Below are 17,742 nucleotides of genomic sequence, written 5' to 3' on the forward strand. Positions count from 1 at the left end.
TTGCCCCGATCCTTGAGTGTTCGCGGTCCCAGCGCCGCGTCAAGGCGGGAAAGATGCCTTGACCCGGCCCCGGAACCGCAAGTGCGGCTGGGGGATCGGGGCGAGGGAGGGGTGTGGCGTGACTCGGCTTACGTTGCCGGGCGGCGGTTGTGATCGTGGGCCGGTTGCGAGCGTCATCGAGTGCCCGCCTCCCCGCCCGTGATCAACATCTCCATCGCCATCCCGGCAACTCCCCATCTATCCGCTTCTGTCCGGAATGGGGGGAACTGGGCGTGAACAGTTCCTGAACGCTTCCCGTGAACTCCTTGAGGTGGCTCGGAATTCACCTTCGCCGCTTACGCTCCGCTCGCGATCGTCAGCCGTTCGAGCGATAGGGGCATAGTGAGGCGCTGGGTCACAGGCGGCGTGGTGGGCGCGGTCGTGCTACTGGGCGTCGCAGCCGTCGTGGTGTGGCGCAGCTCCGCCGACGCCTCCGGCGGTGAACCGGTCATCACGGTCTCGCGGTCCTCCTGCGGGCAGGGCTGGACCGACCCGAAGCCTGGCACACAGACCTTCCAGCTGCGCAACAGTGGCGCGGTCACCGCCGAGGCTGATCTGGTGGACCCCTCGACCGGCACGGTCTTCGGCGAGGTCGAGGGCATCGGGGCGGGCACCACGCGGACCCTCGAAGTGACCCTGGGCAACGGGACCTATGCCTTCCGTTGCGCGCCGGAGGAAACCGACCCGATCCTCGGGCCCAGTGTGCGGATCACCGGCGGTGACGAGCGGTCCGGGCCCGCGGTCGTGCCGGTCACCCGCAACGACTTGCTGCAGCCGTTGCAGGACTACAAGAACTACGTCGGCAGCGGGCTGGTGACGCTCAGCGGCGACACCGACGCGCTGCAGGCGGCCGTCCACTCCGGCGACCGCGCGGCGAGCGAAGGCGCGTGGCTCAAGGCGCATCTGTCCTACGAGCGGCTCGGCGCCGCCTACGACGCCTTCGGCGACACGGACGGAGCGATCAACGGCACCGCCGACGGACTGGCCGGCGGCACAGCCGACCCGGACTTCACCGGCTTCCACCCGCTGGAGAACGGGCTGTGGCACAACGAGAACATGGCCGCGCTGGCCGCGGTGGCCGATCGGCTCGACGGTGACGTGCACAGTCTCGGCGGCTCCTTCGCCGACCTGCAGATCGATCCGAACGACCTGGGCCTGCGCGCCCACGAGATCATGGAGAACACCCTGCAGTTCGAACTCACCGGGCGCACCGACTACGGCAGCGGCACCGGTCTGGCGACCGCACTGGCCAATGTGGACGGTACGCGCGCGGTGCTCGACGCTCTGCGGCCCGTGCTGGCCACCCGGATCGACCTGCCCGACGTGGAAGAATGGCTCAACCGCACGGAAACCGCGCTGCGGTCGGGGCAGCGCGGTGACGGCGGGTGGACTCCGGTCGGTCAGTTGAGCCGGGAGCAGCACGAGAAGATCGACGGCGCGGTGAGCGGGCTGACCGAACGGCTCGCGCCGATCGCGGCCATCACCGCGCCGAGGCGGGTCTCGTGAGCGGAAACGTCGGCCGCCGGTCCTTCCTGCGTGGCGCGGTGATCGGGGCCGGGGTCACCGCGGCCGGAGCGGGGGCGGGGATCGGTGTGGCCACAGCCGTCTCCAGTGGACAGAGCGCGGCGGCGGAAACCCTTCCGTTCCATGGAGTTCATCAGGCGGGGATCCTGCGGCAGCCACCGGCACAGTCCATTGTGGCCTCGTTCGACGTGATCGCGGAGAACCGTGCGGAACTGGCCCAGCTGCTCCAGGAGATCACCGACCGGGCCCGGTTCCTGACCACCGGCGGCACCCCGACGGCGGTCGGGATCACCGCGCCGCCCGCGGACTCCGGTGTGCTCGGGCCCGCCGTGGCCGCGGGCGATCTCACCGTGACCGTCGGCGTGGGTGCCTCCCTGTTCGACGACCGGTACGGCCTCGCCGACCGTAAGCCCGCGAAGCTGACCGAGATGCGGATGTTCCCCAACGACGCGCTCGACGACGCCCAGTGTCACGGCGACCTGAGCCTCACCCTCGCCGCGACGGACACCGACACCGTGGTGCACGCGCTGCGCGACATCGCCCGCGCGACCCGTGGCGGGATGCAGCTTCGCTGGCGTATCAACGGGTTCAGCTCGCCGCCGCGCCCGGAGGGCACGCCGCGCAACCTGATGGGCTTCAAGGACGGCATCGCCAACCCGGAGCCCGCGGAGCTGGACCGCCTGGTGTGGGTGTCCGGTGGTGAGCCAGCCTGGGCGGCCGGCGGCAGCTACCAGGTGATCCGGCTCATCCGGATGCTCGTCGAGTTCTGGGACCGGGTCTCGCTTTCCGAACAGGAGAACATGTTCGGCCGCCGCCGGGACAGCGGCGCCCCGCTCGACGGCGCGCACGAGACCGACGTCCCGCAGTACGCGCAGGACCCGATCGGCACCGTCATCCCGCTCACCAGTCACATCCGGATGGCCAACCCGCGCACCGCCGAAACCGGCTCCAGCCGGATCCTGCGCCGATCGTGCAACTACGACCGCGGCGTGGACAGCAACGGGAACCTCGACATGGGCCTGATCTTCACCTGCTACCAGCAGGACATCGCGCGCCAGTTCGAGGCGACCCAGACCAGGCTGATCGACGAGCCGCTCGTGGACTACATCTCGCCGTTCGGCGGCGGCTATTTCTTCGCGCTGCCCGGGGTTTCCGGGCCCGACGACCACTTCGGCAGGGCCCTGCTGGCCTGACCGGAGGGAAACCGCTCCCACCACGCAGGAGGAAACAGTGAAAAGAGCTTTCGGCCGGCTGAGCCGTAAGCGGGCGCTGATCGGTGCGGGCGCGCTGGCGACCGCCGCCGGTGTCGCCATCGCGGTCACCACCGCGGTCGGCGGGGCCGACGCGCAGCCGTTGCCGGCGCGGCACGCCGACGGGCTGCCGACGTCCACTCCGATCAAGCACGTCGTGGTCATCTTCGGCGAGAACATCTCGTTCGACCACTACTTCGGCACCTACCCGAACGCGGCCAACACCGACGGCACGAAGTTCACCGCCGCGCGGAACACCCCCTCGGTCAACGGGTTGACCCCGCAGCTGCTGACGAACAACCCGAACGCCTACGACCCGAAACGGCTGAGCCCGAGCCAGGCCCTGACCTGCGACCAGAACCACAGCTACGGTCCGGAGCAGAAGGCCGTCGACGGCGGCAAGATGGACAAGTTCGTCGAGAACACCGAGACCGACAAATGCACCGGCCAGCCGGTGCTGTTCGGTGAACCGGGCCTGGTGATGGACTACTACGACGGCAACACCGTCACCGGCCTGTGGAACTACGCGCAGAACTACGCGCTGAGCGACAACTCCTACGACACGGTGTTCGGCCCCTCCACCCCGGGCGCGCTGAACCTGATCTCCGGCCAGACGCACGGCGCGCAGGCGGTCACGTCGACTACGCACGAGCCCACCTCGGACTCCTACGCGGTGGTGTCGCCGGACAAGAACGGCATCGGCACGGTCATCAACGACCCCGACCCGGCGTACGACGACTGTTCGGACAAGAACCACACCGCCGACGACAACCTGATGGCCATGCAGGGCCGCAACATCGGGGACCTGCTCAACGACCGCAACGTCACCTGGGGCTGGTTCCAGGGCGGCTTCCGCCCGACGAGCAGCGCGAACGGTTACGCGGTCTGCGGCGCCGCCCACGCCAACGTCGGCGGACAGTCCTCTGTGGACTACAGCCCGCACCACGAACCCTTCCAGTACTACAAGTCCACGGCGAACGAGAAGCATCTGCCGCCGAGCTCGGTCTCCGCGATCGGGCAGACCGACCAGGCCAACCACCAGTACGACATGACCGACTTCGACACCGCGCTGCAGGCCGGCACCATGCCCGCGGTCAGCTTCCTGAAGGCGCCGGAATACCAGGACGGGCACGCCGGCTACTCGGACCCGCTCGACGAGCAGCAGTTCGTGGTGAGCGAGATCAACAAGATCCAGCACTCCAAGGACTGGGCCTCGACCGCGATCGTGCTGGCCTATGACGACTCCGACGGCTGGTACGACCACGCGAGCCCGCAGATCGTCAACGGCTCGAAGGACGCGGCGCATGACGCGGCGGTGTGCACGAACACCAAGTCGGAAACGGGCGGCTACGACGACCGTTGCGGCTACGGCCCGCGGCTGCCGCTGCTGGTGATTTCCCCGTACGCCAAGACGAACTTCGTCGACCACACCCGTACCGACCAGACCTCGGTCCTGCAGTTCATCGAGGACAACTGGCGCACCGGCCGCATCGGCGACGCGTCGTACGACACCCGTGCGGGCGGGCTGTGGAACATGCTCGACTTCCGGGGCAGGCCCGCCCCGGCGGTCACGCTTGACCCGAAGACCGGTGCCGTCACCGGCCGCAACTGACCCACCCCGCAACGCCCCGGATCGCGCTCGCGGTCCGGGGCGTTGTGCTGTCAGCGCCGTTGCCGCAGGTCACGCCGGACGAACTTGTTCGTAACGAACATGTTCGTTACGGTGGAGGCATGAGCACAAATCCCAGGGGTCCGGTGAGCAGGCGTGAGCGTCCCGCGAAGCCCGCGCTGAGCCGCGAAGGCATCGTCGCCACCGCGGTCGCCGTCATGCGCGCCGAAGGCCTGGAAAAGGTGACGATGCGGCGCCTGGCGCAGGAGCTGGACACCGGCGCCGCGTCGCTGTACGTGTACGTGGCCAACATGGCCGAGCTGCACGCCGCGGTGCTGGACCAGCTGCTTGGCGAGGTCGAGCTGGAACCCTCCGGCGAGACCTGGCGTGACCGGCTGGCCGGGGTGCTCGCGTCCTATACGGACGTGCTCTTGCAGCATCCGGCGCTGGCCCGCGCCGCGATTTCGGTGCGCCCGGCCGGAGAGAACTACCTGCACCTGGTGGAGCGGATCCTCGCCCTGCTCCTCGAAGGCGGCGCGAGCCGCGTGCAAGCGGCCTGGGGAGTGGATCTGCTGCTGCAGCTCGCCACCGCGTCGGCCGCCGAGCACTCCACGCGTCTCCAGTCGGGCAGTTCCGAAGCCGAATGGGACGCGCTCACCCACACCGTGCGCGAAGCGCCGGGGGAGACCTACCCGAATCTGCACGCGCTGGCCGGCGAACTGCTGTCCGGTTCCCCGCAGGCGCGTTTCGACTGGTTCTTCGGCGTCCTGGTCACCGGCATCCTGCGCACCCCCAGCGACCCGAGGAGTTCATGATGACGCACTATCCGATCGCGATCGTCGGAGGCGGCCTCGGCGGCCTCACGCTCGCCCGTGTCCTGCGGGTCAACGGCATCGAGGCGGCCCTGTTCGAGCTCGAACCCTCCGCCGAGGCGCGCACCCAGGGCGGCATGCTCGACATCCACGGCGACACCGGCCAGGTCGCGCTGCGCGCCGCCGGGCTGTACGCCGAATTCCGCAAGCTCATCCATGTCGGCGGGCAAGCCTTGCGGCTGGTCGATTCCGCCGGGGTCGTCCGCCTCGCGGAGGACGACGGGGGTGACGGAGACCGTCCCGAGGTCGACCGCGGCCAGTTGCGGCAGTTGCTGCTCGAGTCGATCGACCCCGGAACCCTGCACTGGAACAAGAAAGCCACGAGTGCCCGTGCACTCGTCGACGGAACCCACGAGGTGCGCTTCGCCGACGGCACGGTGATCACCACCGACCTGCTCATCGGGGCGGACGGCGCCTGGTCGAAGATCCGCCCCCTGGTCTCGGCCGCGCAGCCGGCCTACACCGGGATCTCCTTCGTGGAAACGGATCTGCTCGACCCCGAAGCCCGGCATCCGGCCGCCGCCGGGCTGGTCGGCCCCGGCTTCTTCATCAGCCTGGACGATCAGAAGGGTTTCCTTGCGCACCGGGAATCCGACGGCGGCATTCATGTCTACAGTGGACTCCGGGCCGCCGAAGACTGGCTCGACACCATCGACTTCACCGACGCCGACACGGCGAAAAAAGCCGTGCTGGCGGAATTCGAGGGCTGGCACGAGACGCTGCGCGCGCTCCTCGCCGACGCGGACGGCGAAGTCATCCCGCGCCGCATCCACGCCCTGCCCGTCGGGCACAGCTGGCAGCGCACCCCGGGTGTCACGCTCGTCGGCGACGCCGCGCACCTGATGTCCCCGTTCGCCGGGGAGGGCGCGAACCTCGCGATGTTCGACGGAGCCGAACTAGGCCGACTGCTCGCGGCGCACCCCGACGACACCGAGGTCGCGCTGGCCGCTTATGAGCAGGAGTTGTTCCCGCGCAGCGAGGAATCCGCCGCCGGGTCGGCGGAGAACATGCGGCTGATGTTCGGCGAAAACGCGATGGACGCGCTCGTGGCGCAGTTCGCCGGGCACGGACACTGACCGTCCACAACGGAAAGCGCCGCGGACCCCCGACGGAGTCCGCGGCGCTTTCCGTTTGCTGTCAGGCGTTCGTCATCTTGCGCAGCACGTACTGCAGGATGCCGCCGTTGCGGTAGTAGTCGGCCTCACCGGGGGTGTCGATGCGGACCACCGCGTCGAACTCCACCTTCGAGCCGTCCTGCTTCGTGGCGGTGACGTGCACCGTCCGCGGGGTCTCCCCGTCGTTGAGCTTGGTGATACCCGAGATGTCGAAGGTCTCGGTGCCGTCCAGCTTCAGCGACGCGGCCGACTCGCCCTCCGGGAACTGCAGCGGGATCACGCCCATGCCGATCAGGTTCGACCGGTGGATGCGCTCGAACGACTCGGTGATCACCGCGCGCACGCCCAGCAGCGAAGTGCCCTTCGCCGCCCAGTCACGCGAGGAGCCCGAGCCGTACTCCTTGCCACCCAGCACGACCAGCGGAGTGCCCTGCGCGGCGTAGTTCTGCGCGGCGTCGTAGATGAACGCCTGCGGGGCGCCCTCCTGGGTGAAGTCCCGGGTGTAGCCGCCCTGCACGTCGTCCAGCAGCTGGTTGCGCAGCCGGATGTTGGCGAAGGTGCCGCGGATCATCACCTCGTGGTTCCCGCGCCGGGAACCGTAGGAGTTGAAGTCCTTGCGGTCGATGCCGTGCTGGGTCAGGTACTGCCCGGCCGGGGTGTCCGCCTTGATCGCGCCCGCGGGCGAGATGTGGTCGGTGGTCACCGAGTCGCCCAGCTTGGCCAGCACCCGCGCCCCGGTGATGTCCTGCACCGGCGACGGCTCGGCCTGCATACCCTCGAAGTACGGGGGCTTGCGCACGTAGGTGGAGTCCGGGTCCCACTCGAACGTCTTGCCCTGCGGGGTGGGCAGCGCCTTCCAGCGCTCGCCGCCGTCGAACACGTCCGCGTAGTCCTTGGTGAACATCTCCTGCGTGATCGAGGAGTCGATGGTCTCCTGGATCTCCTGCGGCGTCGGCCAGATGTCCTTGAGGAACACGTCGTTGCCCTCAGGGTCCTGGCCGAGGGGCTGGTGCTCGAAGTCGAAGTCCATCGTGCCGGCCAGCGCGTAGGCGATGACCAGCGGCGGCGACGCCAGGTAGTTCATCTTGACGTCCGGGTTGATCCGGCCCTCGAAGTTGCGGTTGCCCGAGAGCACCGAGACCGCCGTGAGGTCGTTCTCCTGGATCGCCGCGGAGATCTCGTCCGAGAGCGGGCCCGAGTTGCCGATGCAGGTGGTGCAGCCGTAGCCGACCAGGTGGTAGCCCAGCTTCTCCAGGTACGGCCAGAGACCGGCCTTGTCGTAGTAGTCGGTGACGACCTGCGAGCCCGGGGCCATCGAGGTCTTGACCCACGGCTTCACCGCGAGGCCCTTGTCGACGGCGTTGCGCGCCAGCAGCGCGGCACCCAGCATCACCGACGGGTTCGAGGTGTTGGTGCAGGAGGTGATCGAAGCGATCACCACGGCGCCGTGGTCGAGCACGAAGTCACCGCGGTCGGCGGTCTTCACCGTGACCGGGTTGGTCGGGCGGCCCTGCGAGCCGTTCGCCGCCGACTGGATCTCGACCGCGTCCTCGTCCTTGAACGACAGCGAAGCCGGGTCACTGGCCGGGAAGGTCTCCTCGACGGCCTCGTCGACCTTGGTGTGCGGGACCTGCTCGCCGCCCACGTAGTCGTGCACCGACTTGCGGAACGAGGACTTCGCGTCGGTCAGCTCGATGCGGTCCTGCGGGCGCTTCGGGCCGGCGATCGACGGGACGACCGTCGAAAGGTCCAGCTCGATGTACTCGGAGTACTGCGGCTCGTGCGACGCGTCGTGCCAGAGGCCCTGCTCCTTGGCGTAGGTCTCGACCAGCGCGACCTGCTCGGCCGAGCGGCCGGTCAGCTTGAGGTAGCGCACGGTCTCCTCGTCGATCGGGAAGATCGCCGCGGTGGAGCCGAACTCCGGGCTCATGTTGCCGATGGTGGCGCGGTTGGCCAGCGGCACCTGGGCGACGCCTTCGCCGTAGAACTCGACGAACTTGGAGACCACCCCGTGCTTGCGCAGCATCTCGGTGATGGTGAGCACGACGTCGGTCGCGGTGACCCCGGTCGGGATCTCGCCGGTCAGCTTGAAGCCGACCACACGGGGGATGAGCATCGACACGGGCTGGCCCAGCATGGCCGCCTCGGCCTCGATGCCGCCGACGCCCCAGCCCAGCACACCGAGGCCGTTGACCATGGTGGTGTGCGAGTCGGTGCCGACGCAGGAGTCGGGGTAGGCCTGCCCGTTCCGGGCCATCACGGTGCGCGCGAGGTGCTCGATGTTGACCTGGTGCACGATGCCGGTGCCCGGCGGGACGACCTTGAACTCGTCGAAGGCGCCCTGGCCCCAGCGCAGGAACTGGTAGCGCTCGCGGTTGCGCTCGTATTCGATCTCGACGTTGCGCTCGAAGGCGTCGGCGCGGCCGAACACGTCGATGATCACCGAGTGGTCGATCACCAGCTCGGCCGGCGCCAGCGGGTTGACCTTGTCCGGGTCGCCGCCGAGCTCGGTGACGGCCTCACGCATGGTCGCCAGGTCCACGACACAGGGCACGCCGGTGAAGTCCTGCATGATCACGCGGGCGGGCGTGAACTGGATCTCGATCGACGGCTCGGCGCTGGGATCCCAGCCGCCGAGGGCACGGATGTGCTCGGCGGTGATGTTCGCGCCGTCTTCGGTGCGCAGCAGGTTCTCGAGCAGGATCTTCAGGCTGTAGGGCAGCCGCGCCGCGCCTTCGACCTTGTTGAGGCGGAACACCTCGTACGAGGCGTCACCCACCTTGAGGGTGTCGCGGGCGCCGAAGCTGTCCTTGCTGGCTGGTGCGGTCACGTCAATCTCCAGGGCGTGGACGCCGCCGCGCGGTGTACTCGCCGCGGAGTCCCGGTCGTCAGTTTCGGGTGTGTAAGGCGAGTCTGGCGCACGCACGAACGGTCCGCAGACGCGGGGACGGCGCAGGCTCCCTCGCTGCCAAACAGTACGCTTGTCCTTTTTTGGGGGCAAGCTCGACACACCCGCGGAGCGCTGTGACCTACCCGGCGGCGTGGAGCAGGGCGGTGATGTCGCCGGGCTGCAGCGCCCGCAGCAGGGTCACGCCCTGCTCGACGAGGGTGCGCAGCGGGCTGACGTAGTACTTCCCGCCGGACTCGGTGACGATCACCCCGAGGCCCTGGGCCAGCACACCGGTGCTGAGGTGCTGGAGCACCTGCGTGACCGCGCCCGGCAGCAGCGAGCCGGTCTCGTCCTCGATCTGCCCGGCGAGGTCGTCCGCGCACATCGACCGGGTGTCGCCCTCGATCGTGGCGTCGTAGCAGGCGCCGTTCTTCTTGAACGCGTACGTCTCTCCGTCCGGGCCCTGCACCACGAGCGAAGTGAGGGTGGCGCGGGTGCCGCCGTCCACATCGGTGCTCTGCGTCTGCAGGTCGATCACCTTGGCGCCGCTGGGTTCCGCGTCCGGGCCGAGCGCGTCGACGATCGCGGGGCCGGCGTCGTGCAGCACCGCCATCTCCTCGGGCGGCATCAGCTCGATCACCCGGCGCACGTCCGCGTCCAGCACCGCCTGCACGGTTTCCTTCACCGCGTCGTTGGCCGAGCCGGCGCCGTTGGCCGGGATGGACGTCGACGGCCACTTCTCGCCCGCGTCCCGCAGCGCGTAGTCGGCGATCGTGTAGAGCAGGCTCGGGTACCACTCGCCGTCTACCTGCACGGTGGCGATCCGGATCGGCTCGCCGTTCTGGCGTACCTGCTTGCCGATGTCGATCGTCTCGGTCCGCGGGCCGGAGCGGTCCACGCCGCCCGGCACGGCGTCGAGGAAGTCCTTGGCCAGCGGCAGCCGGCTCGCGTCCCCGGTGACGGTGATCGTGCCGCCGGTGAGCTTGGTGATGGTCACGTGGTCGTTGACCTGCTCGGCGCCCGCCTCGTCGAAGGTGAGGTTCGCGGTGCTGATCTGCACCCCGCTCAGCTTCTCCGGGTCCGCCGAGGCGTCCAGCACGTTGAGCCGCTTGAGCTCGTCGGTCACCGCCTGCACGGGATCGGTGAACATCGAGGCCTCGGCCGGGGCGAGGCTGCCCAGCACCCCGACCACGTCGGCGTTGCCCAGCGAGCTGGCCAGCTTCAGCGCGGCTTCGGTGGGCGTGGCCGAACCGTTGTCGCTCTGGGACAGCGCGATCCACGTGGCGCCGCCACCGGCGAGGACGACCAGCGCCACGACGAGCCCGATGATCAGCCCGCGACGGCTGCGGCTGGGAGGCCGCGGGGCCGGGTAGCCGGGCTGCGGGTAGTACGGCTGCTGCTGCGGCCAGGCCTGTTGTGGCTGCTGCCACTGCTGCTGAGGAGGCTGCTGCCACTGCGGCTGTGGCTGCTGTTGCGGCTGCTGCCACTGCTGCGGCCACTGGTCCTGCGGGCCAGGAGTTGTCATGGCCGTCCCCCTGTTCTCGATGCGATCCGCCGGCGGCGCCCGGTGCCGGTGAAGAGCCCGCCGAGCGCCCCCGCCAGCGCGACGATCGCGCCGGCCAGTGTCGTGACGGGCCCGGCCGGGGTGATCCCGATCAGTCCGCCACCGCCTTGGACGAGCGCCATCGCCGCGATGGTTCCCACTGATATCGCGAGCAGCATGGTCAGCGTTGCACCCGTCTTCCGCAGGCCCAGCACCACCAGCCCGGCGAACACCGCGCTCAGCAGCGGCACCGCGATCCAGCCGTGTAGCAGGGCCGCGGCGAACTCGTTGTGCAGCAAGGAAAGCCGGTCGGCGACCCCGGCGGTCTGATAGCTGTTGCGCTGCACGTTCCCGGAGTGGAACCAGGGCAGGAACGTGCCCGCGACGAGCACGATCAGGCCGGTCGTGGCGGCCAGCAGGCTGAACAGTCGGCCGGCGTGCATGGCAGAGCTCCTCGGGTCGGTGGATCTCCATCGTGTGACGCCGGGACCGGCGGAAAGGGTCCCCCGATCGGGGAATTGTTGCAGGCGATATGCAAGTGTCGCGTGGTGCGTCTGGTACATCTGTGACTGGAGTGTCTCGGGCGTTGCCCGTGATGAAGGGGAAGGCGAGTTCTTGACCAGGCGAGACCGCACGTCGAGATGGGTGGCCACCACCGCGCTGGCCATCGCCGCTGTGCTCGGCACCGCCGGCACGGCGAACGCGGTCCCGCCCCCGCCGCCCAACCCCAGTGACGGCGAGATCAGCTCGAGCCAGGCCGACGCCAACGCCAAGGCGGGCCAGGTCGGCCAGCTCACCAACCAGCTCGCCGAGGCCGAGTCCCGGCTGTCGGACCTGCAGAGCGACGTCGAGCTGAAAATGGAGCAGGCCAACAAGGCCCTCGTCGACCAGCAGACCGCGCAGGACGCCGCCACCCAGGCCCAGGCGGACGCCGACGCCGCGCGCAAGGAGTCCGACGCCGCGGCCAACCAGATCGAGGTCGCCCAGCAGCAGCTCGACGCGTTCATCGCGGGCAGCTTCCAGCAGGGCAGCACGATGGGCTCGATCTCGGCCTACATCAGCTCGACCAGTCCCAAGGACATGCTCGCCCGCGCGCAGCTGCTGTCCTCGGTCAGCGGCAGCCAGCTCAACGCGCTGGAGATGATGCAGCAGGCCCAGACGGACAAGTCCAACAAGGACGCCGCCGCCAGGGCCGCGCTCGAACTCGCGCAGCAGAAGCAAGCGGCGGCCGAACAGGCCAAGCTCGACGCGGACTCGGCGCAGGCGGCCGCGGAGCAGGCGCAACAGGGCCAGGCCGCCCGCACCGCCGAGCTGGAAGCGAACAAGAACAGCGTCGAGCAGGCGCTTTACGAGGCGCAGCAACGGGTTTCGGGGCTGCAGGGGCAGCGTCAGCGTTACCAGGACTGGCTCGCGCAGAAGCAGCGCGAAGACGACGCGCGCGCCCAGCAGGCCGCGCTCGCCGCGAGCAAGGGCAGCAGTAGCGGCGGTAGCGGCGGCGGCACGGTCAAGCCGGCGACGGGCTCCTCCGGGTCGATCATCGAACGGGCCATCGCGCGGGCGATGGCACAGCTGGGCATGCCGTACGCCTGGGGCGGCGGCAACGCGAGCGGGCCGACACGCGGTATCCGCGACGGTGGTGTGGCCGACGCGTACGGCGACTACCGCAAGATCGGGTTCGACTGCTCGGGCCTCATGGTCTACGCCTACGGCGGCGCGGTGTCGCTGCCGCACTACAGCGGCTACCAGTACACCGCCGGGCGCCAGGTGCCGCTTTCCCAGATGCGGCGGGGGGATCTGCTGTTCTACGGCCGCGCCGGGATCCACCACGTGACGATGTACCTCGGCAACGGGATGATGATCGAGGCCCCGGAATCGGGCATGGTCGTGCGGGTCACCGCGGTCCGATACGGCGACATCCTGCCGTACGCCACGCGCCTGGTCGGTTAGCCGGCTGCTTGCAGCGCCCGGGAAAACCACTGTGCCGCCGGGGCGAGACTTTCCGGGGCGGCCCAGCCGTTGATCACGGCGAGCAGCTCGAAATACCGTTCCCGGCGGGCATCTCCGACGGTGTCCCGCCAGGCCTGCAGCTGGTCCGTGCTGTGCCGGGACGTGAAAGCCGTGACGATCCGGGCGGCCTCGGGTGAGTCCGGGGCGACGCCCGAGTCCAGCGCCGGGGCGACGGCGTCGCGGATGTCGGCGGTCAGGTCGCGGCGCAGGCCGGTGGTGCGGTCGTGCTGTTCGGCGATGCGCCGCATGAGCCCGCGGAAACCGGGATCCTGGGACAGTTCGGCCAGCTCCACCCAGGCTTCGACCTGTCCGGGCCCGGGTCGCGCGGGCAGTTCCGGAGTCAGCGAGCGGGCGATCCCGGGGAATCCAGGGTGTTCGAGCCCGCCGAAGGTGGTCGTGAGGAAGTCGTCGATCAGGCGGCGGCGTTCGTCCTCGGTCAGCTGGGCCAGTTTGTGCAAGGCGGTCATCTCCTCGGGAGTGGAGCGGCGTCCGGCGACCGCGGTGAGCACCGCTTGACGCAGCCGGAGTACGCGGATGTGCACTTCCAGCGCCTGGGCATGCGCGGTCGCGACGTCGGCGAGGGCGGCGTCGCTGTCGATCACGCGCCGGATCGTGGCCAGGTCGATGCCCAGTTCGCGCAGGGTGCGGACGAGGTCGAGGCGCGCGAGCGCGCCGGTCCCGTAGCGGCGGTGGCCGGCGGCGGTGCGGCCGGACGGGGTCACGATGCCGCGGTCGGAGTAGAAGCGGACGGCCTTGACCGTCAGCCCGGTCCGCCGGGCCAGTTCACCGATCGAGTACAGGTGTTCGCCGTCCATGCGGTCACCCTGGCATCTCCCCTCGGGGGAGAGGCAAGCGTGTTCAGATCCCGAGCCAGGTGCGGGCTTCTTCGTAGAAGCGGGCGGCTTCGTCCGGGCGGTCGTCTCCGTAGAGGTCTTCGCCGATGGGGTAGCCGCGGCGGGAGAGCACATAGGACAGGAAGCGGTAGGAAGGCCGGTACCCGGCGACATCGGCCGGGCCGATGGCGAGTGCGACACCGGGATGCGCGGCGGCCAGGGTGTCCCGTTCGTACACCGGGTCGAGCGCGACCACCAGCCAGCGCCCGCCGCGCCGTTCGACGCGGTAGTTCAGCCGCGCCGCCGACGCGAGATCCACCTCGACGCCGTCGAGGGAGGTGCGCATCTCGATCACCGCCGGCAGTTCCACCAGAGCCCGCTCGCCCCGGCGATGCACCACGGGCGGCGCGAGCCGGTGGAGCGCGGCATCTCCGCCCGCGGCCATTTTCTCCGACGCCGCAACGAAACCCGGGCCGCTGCCACGGAACCAGCTCAGCCGCACGGTGGAGTCTTCGGCGAAGCTCGACCGCATCTGATCCCACCAGCCGCGATCGCGGCCCTGCCGCTCGCGCAGCACGAGCTGGGTGATTTCGGTGGTCTCGCTCATGCGTCCTCCTCAACGGACGCGGCAGGCCGCGGCAGCGACATCACGTCGGCAAGCATGATGTCCTTGATTCGCTCGCAAGCGTCGCTCATGCGTCCTCCCTGTGTGGCACGGGAGTCACCGAGTGGCCCGCGCACCAGATCGCCCTGATCGCGCGGGTGGCGGTGAGGTCGGCGGTGGGGTCACCGTCGACGAGGACGAGGTCGGCACGCAGGCCTGGCTCGACCGCGCCCCGGTCGGGGAGGCCGAAAGCCCGTGCGGGCAGCACTGTCGCCGCGCGCAGGATCTCCACCGGGCTGAGCCCGGCGCGCGCCAGCAACTCGAACTCGCGGTGGAGGCTTTCCCCGTGGGGCACAAGGCCCGGCGCACCGGGCTGGGCGTTGGCGTCGGTGCCGGCCAGGATCTCGATGCCGGCGCGATGCAGGGCGGTGACGTTGTTCAGCGGGCCGGTGACCGGCGCGCGCCCGGCGAGCACGCTTTCCATCATCGTCAGCGTGGGCACCGCGATCTGGCCCGCTGCCCGCATCTTGTCGATGGTCTCCGCCGGGAGCGGCCCGTTGACCGGGATGTGGGTGATGAACTCCGCGCCGGTGTCCACGGCCAGGACGTAGGCGCCGGCGGTGGCGGCGTGGATGACGGTCTTGAGCCCGTGTTCCCGGGCGGCGACGACCAGGGCCTGCAAGGTTTCCGCGGAGGGCCCGCCATCGCCGGGGGCTTCGGCGACGCCCTTGATGTAGTCGTCCCCCTCGGCGGCCCGCGCCTCGACGTGCGCACGGGCTTCGGCCGGTGTCGTGACGATGGCTTCGGCCGGCATCCCGGGCATGTCCGCGTGCCTGCCACCCGGCCCGATCGCGGGCATGCCCGGCGTGCGGAAGTCGGCTGCGCCGGTGACCTCGCCGCGCAGCGAGGCGACCCGTTCCCGGGGCCAGCAGGCCATGTCGAGCCCGGTGGTGACTCCCCAGGAAGCCAAGTCCCGCAAGGTTTCCGGGCCGTGCAGATGGACGTGCGCGTCGATCAGGCCGGGCAGCAGCACGGCACCGGAGGCGTCGATCTCCCGCGCGCCGGTGGCGTCGGTGCCGATCACGTCACCGTCGATGACGACCGTGCGGGGCGGGGTGAGCTGCTCTCCGTCGAACACCCGGACACCGGTGAGGGTGGTTCTGGTCGTCACGTCGGACCTCCGATAAGGTACAGATCTGTCCACTAACTCGACCGTACTCTCTTCGAGGAGGGACCGTGCGCTCGCCCGATTCCGCGCCGCGCGCGACCCGGCGCCGCGGCGAAACGCTGACGCGTGCCATCTACCAGGCCACGCTGGAGGAACTGGCCCGCACGAGCTTCGAGGAACTCACGTTCGACAAACTCGCACCGCTGGCGGGTACCGGCAAATCGGCGCTCTACCGGCGCTGGGCCACCCCGGAGGAGCTGGTGCTGGCCGCGCTGACCGACCCGTCGACGGGCTTCGGCGCGCCGCTGGCGCCGGCCACGGGTTCGCTGCGCGGTGACCTGCTCACGATTCTCGGCGCTTTCGCCAGGGTGCTGGACGAACCACGCGGCCAGGCGCTGCGTCCACTGGTCACCCAGCGCGCCCGCCATCCCGCGCTCTTCGACGAGGTCCGGCGCCTGGTTGTCCTGCCACACCAGCGGATCCTGCTGGGCATCCTGCGTGCCGCGGCGGAACGCGGTGAGGCCACGCCGGATTGCGTGACCCCCCGCGTCGCTTCGGTGGGGCCGCGCTTGATCATCGCCGAGTCGCTGGAGAAAGGCGCCGCGAGCGAACACGACGTGGCCGAGATCGTCGACGAGGTGCTGCTGCCGCTGACCGCACCGCGCCGAATTGTCGGTGGGGCGCCTTAAGGTCCCGGGTGTGCGGCAGGACTTTCCAGGCCGGTCCGGCCCCTTCTGGGATTTCGTCGCGGGCCGGAGCGCGGCGCCGCCCGCCGCGCGCACTCTGGGCTGGGAGCTGGTCTCGGTCGATCCCGGCGCGGGGCGGATCAAGGTGCGTTTCACCGCTGGCGAGGATTTCCTCAACCCGTGGGGAAACGTGCAGGGCGGGTTCCTCGCCGCGATGCTCGACGACACGCTCGGCCCGGCGCTGGTGGCCACGCTCGGGCCGGAGGAGTCCGCGCCGACACTGGAACTGAAGGTGAACTACCTGCGCCGCGTGGTGCACCGCACCGGTTCCATCGGTCTCCTCGCGGGCGAGCTGACCGATCAGGCCGGGGTCGCACTGGCCACGGCGACGGCGACCGCGCGGATTCTGCGGCCCCGGTAAATGCGTTGCGGCCGTTGTGATCCGTGGCCTAGGGTCGGGGCCATGATCACCGGGACGGCGCCGAGCCTTGCACGGAAAGGCGACCCGGTGCACGACTGACGCCCCGGCCTCGTGGGCCCCCACGGCGGTGTGCGCACACCAGCCCGGTCCACCGACATCAGCCGAGGAGTCCCTTTTCATGTCAGTCACGTTCGACCACACCATCATCGCCGCCAAGGACAAGCACGCGTCCGCGAAGTTCTACCGCGAGCTGTTCGAGCTGCCGGAAGCGCCTTCGTGGGGCCCGTTCGTCAACATCCAGCTCGCCGACGGCGTGCTGCTGCAGTTCGCCGAACCACCGGTGGAGATCCAGATGCAGCACTACGCCTTCCTGGTCGACGACGAGCTGTTCGACCGCGCGTACGCGCGGCTGTGCGCCGGCGGGGCCGAGCACTGGGCCGACCCGCAGCGCAGACGAGCCGGTGAGACGAATACGGAGCACGGCGGGCGCGGGGTCTACTTCCTCGACCCGGCAGGGCATGGGCTGGAGATGATCACCCGGCCGTACCTGTAGCCGCCGGTCGCGGCGGCGGAGCCGCTAGCCTGGGCCGATGACCGAACTCGCCGGGATCGTGCTGGCCGGCGGCGCCGCCCGCCGGTTGTCCGGAGTGGACAAACCGATGCTCGAGATCGGTGGGAAACCGTTGCTGCGCACGGTGATCGACGCCCTCGCCGCCGCCGAGCCGGTGATCGTCGTCGGTCCGCGGCGGCCCGCGATCACGCAGGTGCGGTGGGCCCGTGAGGATCCGCCGGGTGGCGGCCCCGTGGCGGCACTCGCCGCGGGGCTCGCCGCCCTGCCACCGGGTGCGGCGAAGGTGGCCGTCCTGGCGGGGGATCTTGCCGCGGTAGGCCCCTCCACAGTGGACCGCCTCGCCGCCGCGGCCGAAGGCGCCGACGGGGCGCTGCTGGTCGATCCGGACGGGCGCGAACAGTGGCTGATCGGTGTCTGGCAGGTCGCGCCACTGCGCGCCGCGATGCCGGAGCTGACAGCGAATTTCCCGCTGCGCCAAGTGTTCCGTGCCCTGCGCTACACGACGGTCGCGGCGGAACCGGGGGAGAGCGAGGACATCGACACCCCCGAGGATCTCGGCAGGCACGGGGGCAGCTCACAGCCCTCACACCGGGCTTGAGGTTGACTACCG

General features: G+C 70.0%; 16 protein-coding genes. 10 read left to right on the forward strand and 6 right to left on the reverse strand.

Features of this window, described 5'->3' with window-relative positions:
• Positions 1–381: 381 nt before the first annotated feature.
• The 5 genes from VHD82_RS15340 to VHD82_RS15360 all read left to right on the forward strand — a co-directional run bounded on the left by VHD82_RS15340 (position 382) and on the right by VHD82_RS15360 (position 6,370).
• Entirely contained in the window at positions 382–1,545 is a 1,164-nt protein-coding gene (locus VHD82_RS15340; protein ID WP_325703164.1) for an EfeM/EfeO family lipoprotein, read from the forward strand.
• The gene (gene efeB, locus VHD82_RS15345) at positions 1,542–2,756 is read left to right on the forward strand and encodes an iron uptake transporter deferrochelatase/peroxidase subunit (protein WP_325703167.1); all 1,215 of its coding nucleotides are present in this window, start codon (positions 1,542–1,544) and stop codon (positions 2,754–2,756) included. Before VHD82_RS15340 ends, efeB begins: the two co-directional genes overlap by 4 nt.
• A gap of 37 nt (positions 2,757–2,793) precedes the next feature.
• Complete coding sequence (locus tag VHD82_RS15350) at positions 2,794–4,425, forward strand: alkaline phosphatase family protein (protein WP_325703170.1); 1,632 nt, start codon at positions 2,794–2,796, stop codon at positions 4,423–4,425.
• 119 nt (positions 4,426–4,544) lie between these two features.
• Positions 4,545–5,237, forward strand: coding sequence for a TetR/AcrR family transcriptional regulator (locus tag VHD82_RS15355; protein ID WP_325703173.1), 693 nt, complete (start codon positions 4,545–4,547; stop codon positions 5,235–5,237).
• A complete protein-coding gene (locus VHD82_RS15360) occupies positions 5,234–6,370 on the forward strand; it encodes an NAD(P)/FAD-dependent oxidoreductase (protein ID WP_325703176.1) in 1,137 nt (378 codons plus the stop codon). Before VHD82_RS15355 ends, VHD82_RS15360 begins: the two co-directional genes overlap by 4 nt.
• Before the next feature lie 61 nt (positions 6,371–6,431).
• Here the strand turns inward: VHD82_RS15360 and VHD82_RS15365 are convergent, their stop codons facing one another.
• From VHD82_RS15365 to VHD82_RS15375, 3 genes are all read right to left on the reverse strand, one after another.
• On the reverse strand, positions 6,432–9,239 hold the full coding sequence (locus VHD82_RS15365) for an aconitate hydratase (protein ID WP_325703178.1): 2,808 nt from the start codon (positions 9,237–9,239) through the stop codon (positions 6,432–6,434).
• A 199-nt stretch (positions 9,240–9,438) separates the two neighbouring features.
• On the reverse strand, positions 9,439–10,824 hold the full coding sequence (locus tag VHD82_RS15370) for a flagellar basal body protein FliL (RefSeq protein WP_325703181.1): 1,386 nt from the start codon (positions 10,822–10,824) through the stop codon (positions 9,439–9,441).
• Positions 10,821–11,285 (reverse strand): hypothetical protein, encoded by a 465-nt coding sequence (locus VHD82_RS15375; RefSeq protein WP_325703184.1) that lies wholly within the window; start codon positions 11,283–11,285, stop codon positions 10,821–10,823. Before VHD82_RS15375 ends, VHD82_RS15370 begins: the two co-directional genes overlap by 4 nt.
• Before the next feature lie 172 nt (positions 11,286–11,457).
• Between VHD82_RS15375 and VHD82_RS15380 the strand changes: the two genes are divergently transcribed.
• Positions 11,458–12,789 (forward strand): NlpC/P60 family protein, encoded by a 1,332-nt coding sequence (locus VHD82_RS15380; protein WP_414637517.1) that lies wholly within the window; start codon positions 11,458–11,460, stop codon positions 12,787–12,789.
• Here VHD82_RS15380 and VHD82_RS15385 read toward each other — a convergent pair.
• From VHD82_RS15385 to VHD82_RS15395, 3 genes are all read right to left on the reverse strand, one after another.
• Positions 12,786–13,664, reverse strand: a complete 879-nt coding sequence (locus tag VHD82_RS15385) for a MerR family transcriptional regulator (RefSeq protein WP_325703187.1) — start codon at positions 13,662–13,664, stop codon at positions 12,786–12,788. The genes VHD82_RS15380 and VHD82_RS15385 overlap by 4 nt on opposite strands.
• A 43-nt stretch (positions 13,665–13,707) precedes the next feature.
• Positions 13,708–14,289, reverse strand: coding sequence for a nuclear transport factor 2 family protein (locus VHD82_RS15390; RefSeq protein WP_325703190.1), 582 nt, complete (start codon positions 14,287–14,289; stop codon positions 13,708–13,710).
• An 85-nt stretch (positions 14,290–14,374) separates the two neighbouring features.
• Positions 14,375–15,457, reverse strand: coding sequence for an amidohydrolase family protein (locus VHD82_RS15395; protein WP_325703193.1), 1,083 nt, complete (start codon positions 15,455–15,457; stop codon positions 14,375–14,377).
• Between the two features lie 65 nt (positions 15,458–15,522).
• On the opposite strand from VHD82_RS15395, the gene VHD82_RS15400 reads away from it, so the two are divergent.
• From VHD82_RS15400 to mobA, 4 genes are all read left to right on the forward strand, one after another.
• On the forward strand, positions 15,523–16,143 hold the full coding sequence (locus VHD82_RS15400) for a TetR/AcrR family transcriptional regulator (protein WP_325703196.1): 621 nt from the start codon (positions 15,523–15,525) through the stop codon (positions 16,141–16,143).
• A gap of 10 nt (positions 16,144–16,153) precedes the next feature.
• Positions 16,154–16,561 carry a PaaI family thioesterase gene (locus VHD82_RS15405; RefSeq protein WP_325703199.1) on the forward strand — a complete coding sequence of 136 codons (408 nt, stop codon included), beginning with the start codon at positions 16,154–16,156 and terminating at the stop codon, positions 16,559–16,561.
• Positions 16,562–16,739: 178 nt separating this feature from the next.
• Positions 16,740–17,114, forward strand: a complete 375-nt coding sequence (locus tag VHD82_RS15410) for a VOC family protein (protein ID WP_325703202.1) — start codon at positions 16,740–16,742, stop codon at positions 17,112–17,114.
• Positions 17,115–17,151: 37 nt separating this feature from the next.
• Positions 17,152–17,730, forward strand: a complete 579-nt coding sequence (gene mobA / locus VHD82_RS15415; RefSeq protein ID WP_325703205.1) for a molybdenum cofactor guanylyltransferase — start codon at positions 17,152–17,154, stop codon at positions 17,728–17,730.
• The last annotated feature ends 12 nt before the right edge of the window (positions 17,731–17,742 follow it).

The organism is Amycolatopsis sp. (assembly GCF_035546795.1).
In the GTDB taxonomy this organism is placed as follows: domain Bacteria; phylum Actinomycetota; class Actinomycetes; order Mycobacteriales; family Pseudonocardiaceae; genus Amycolatopsis_E.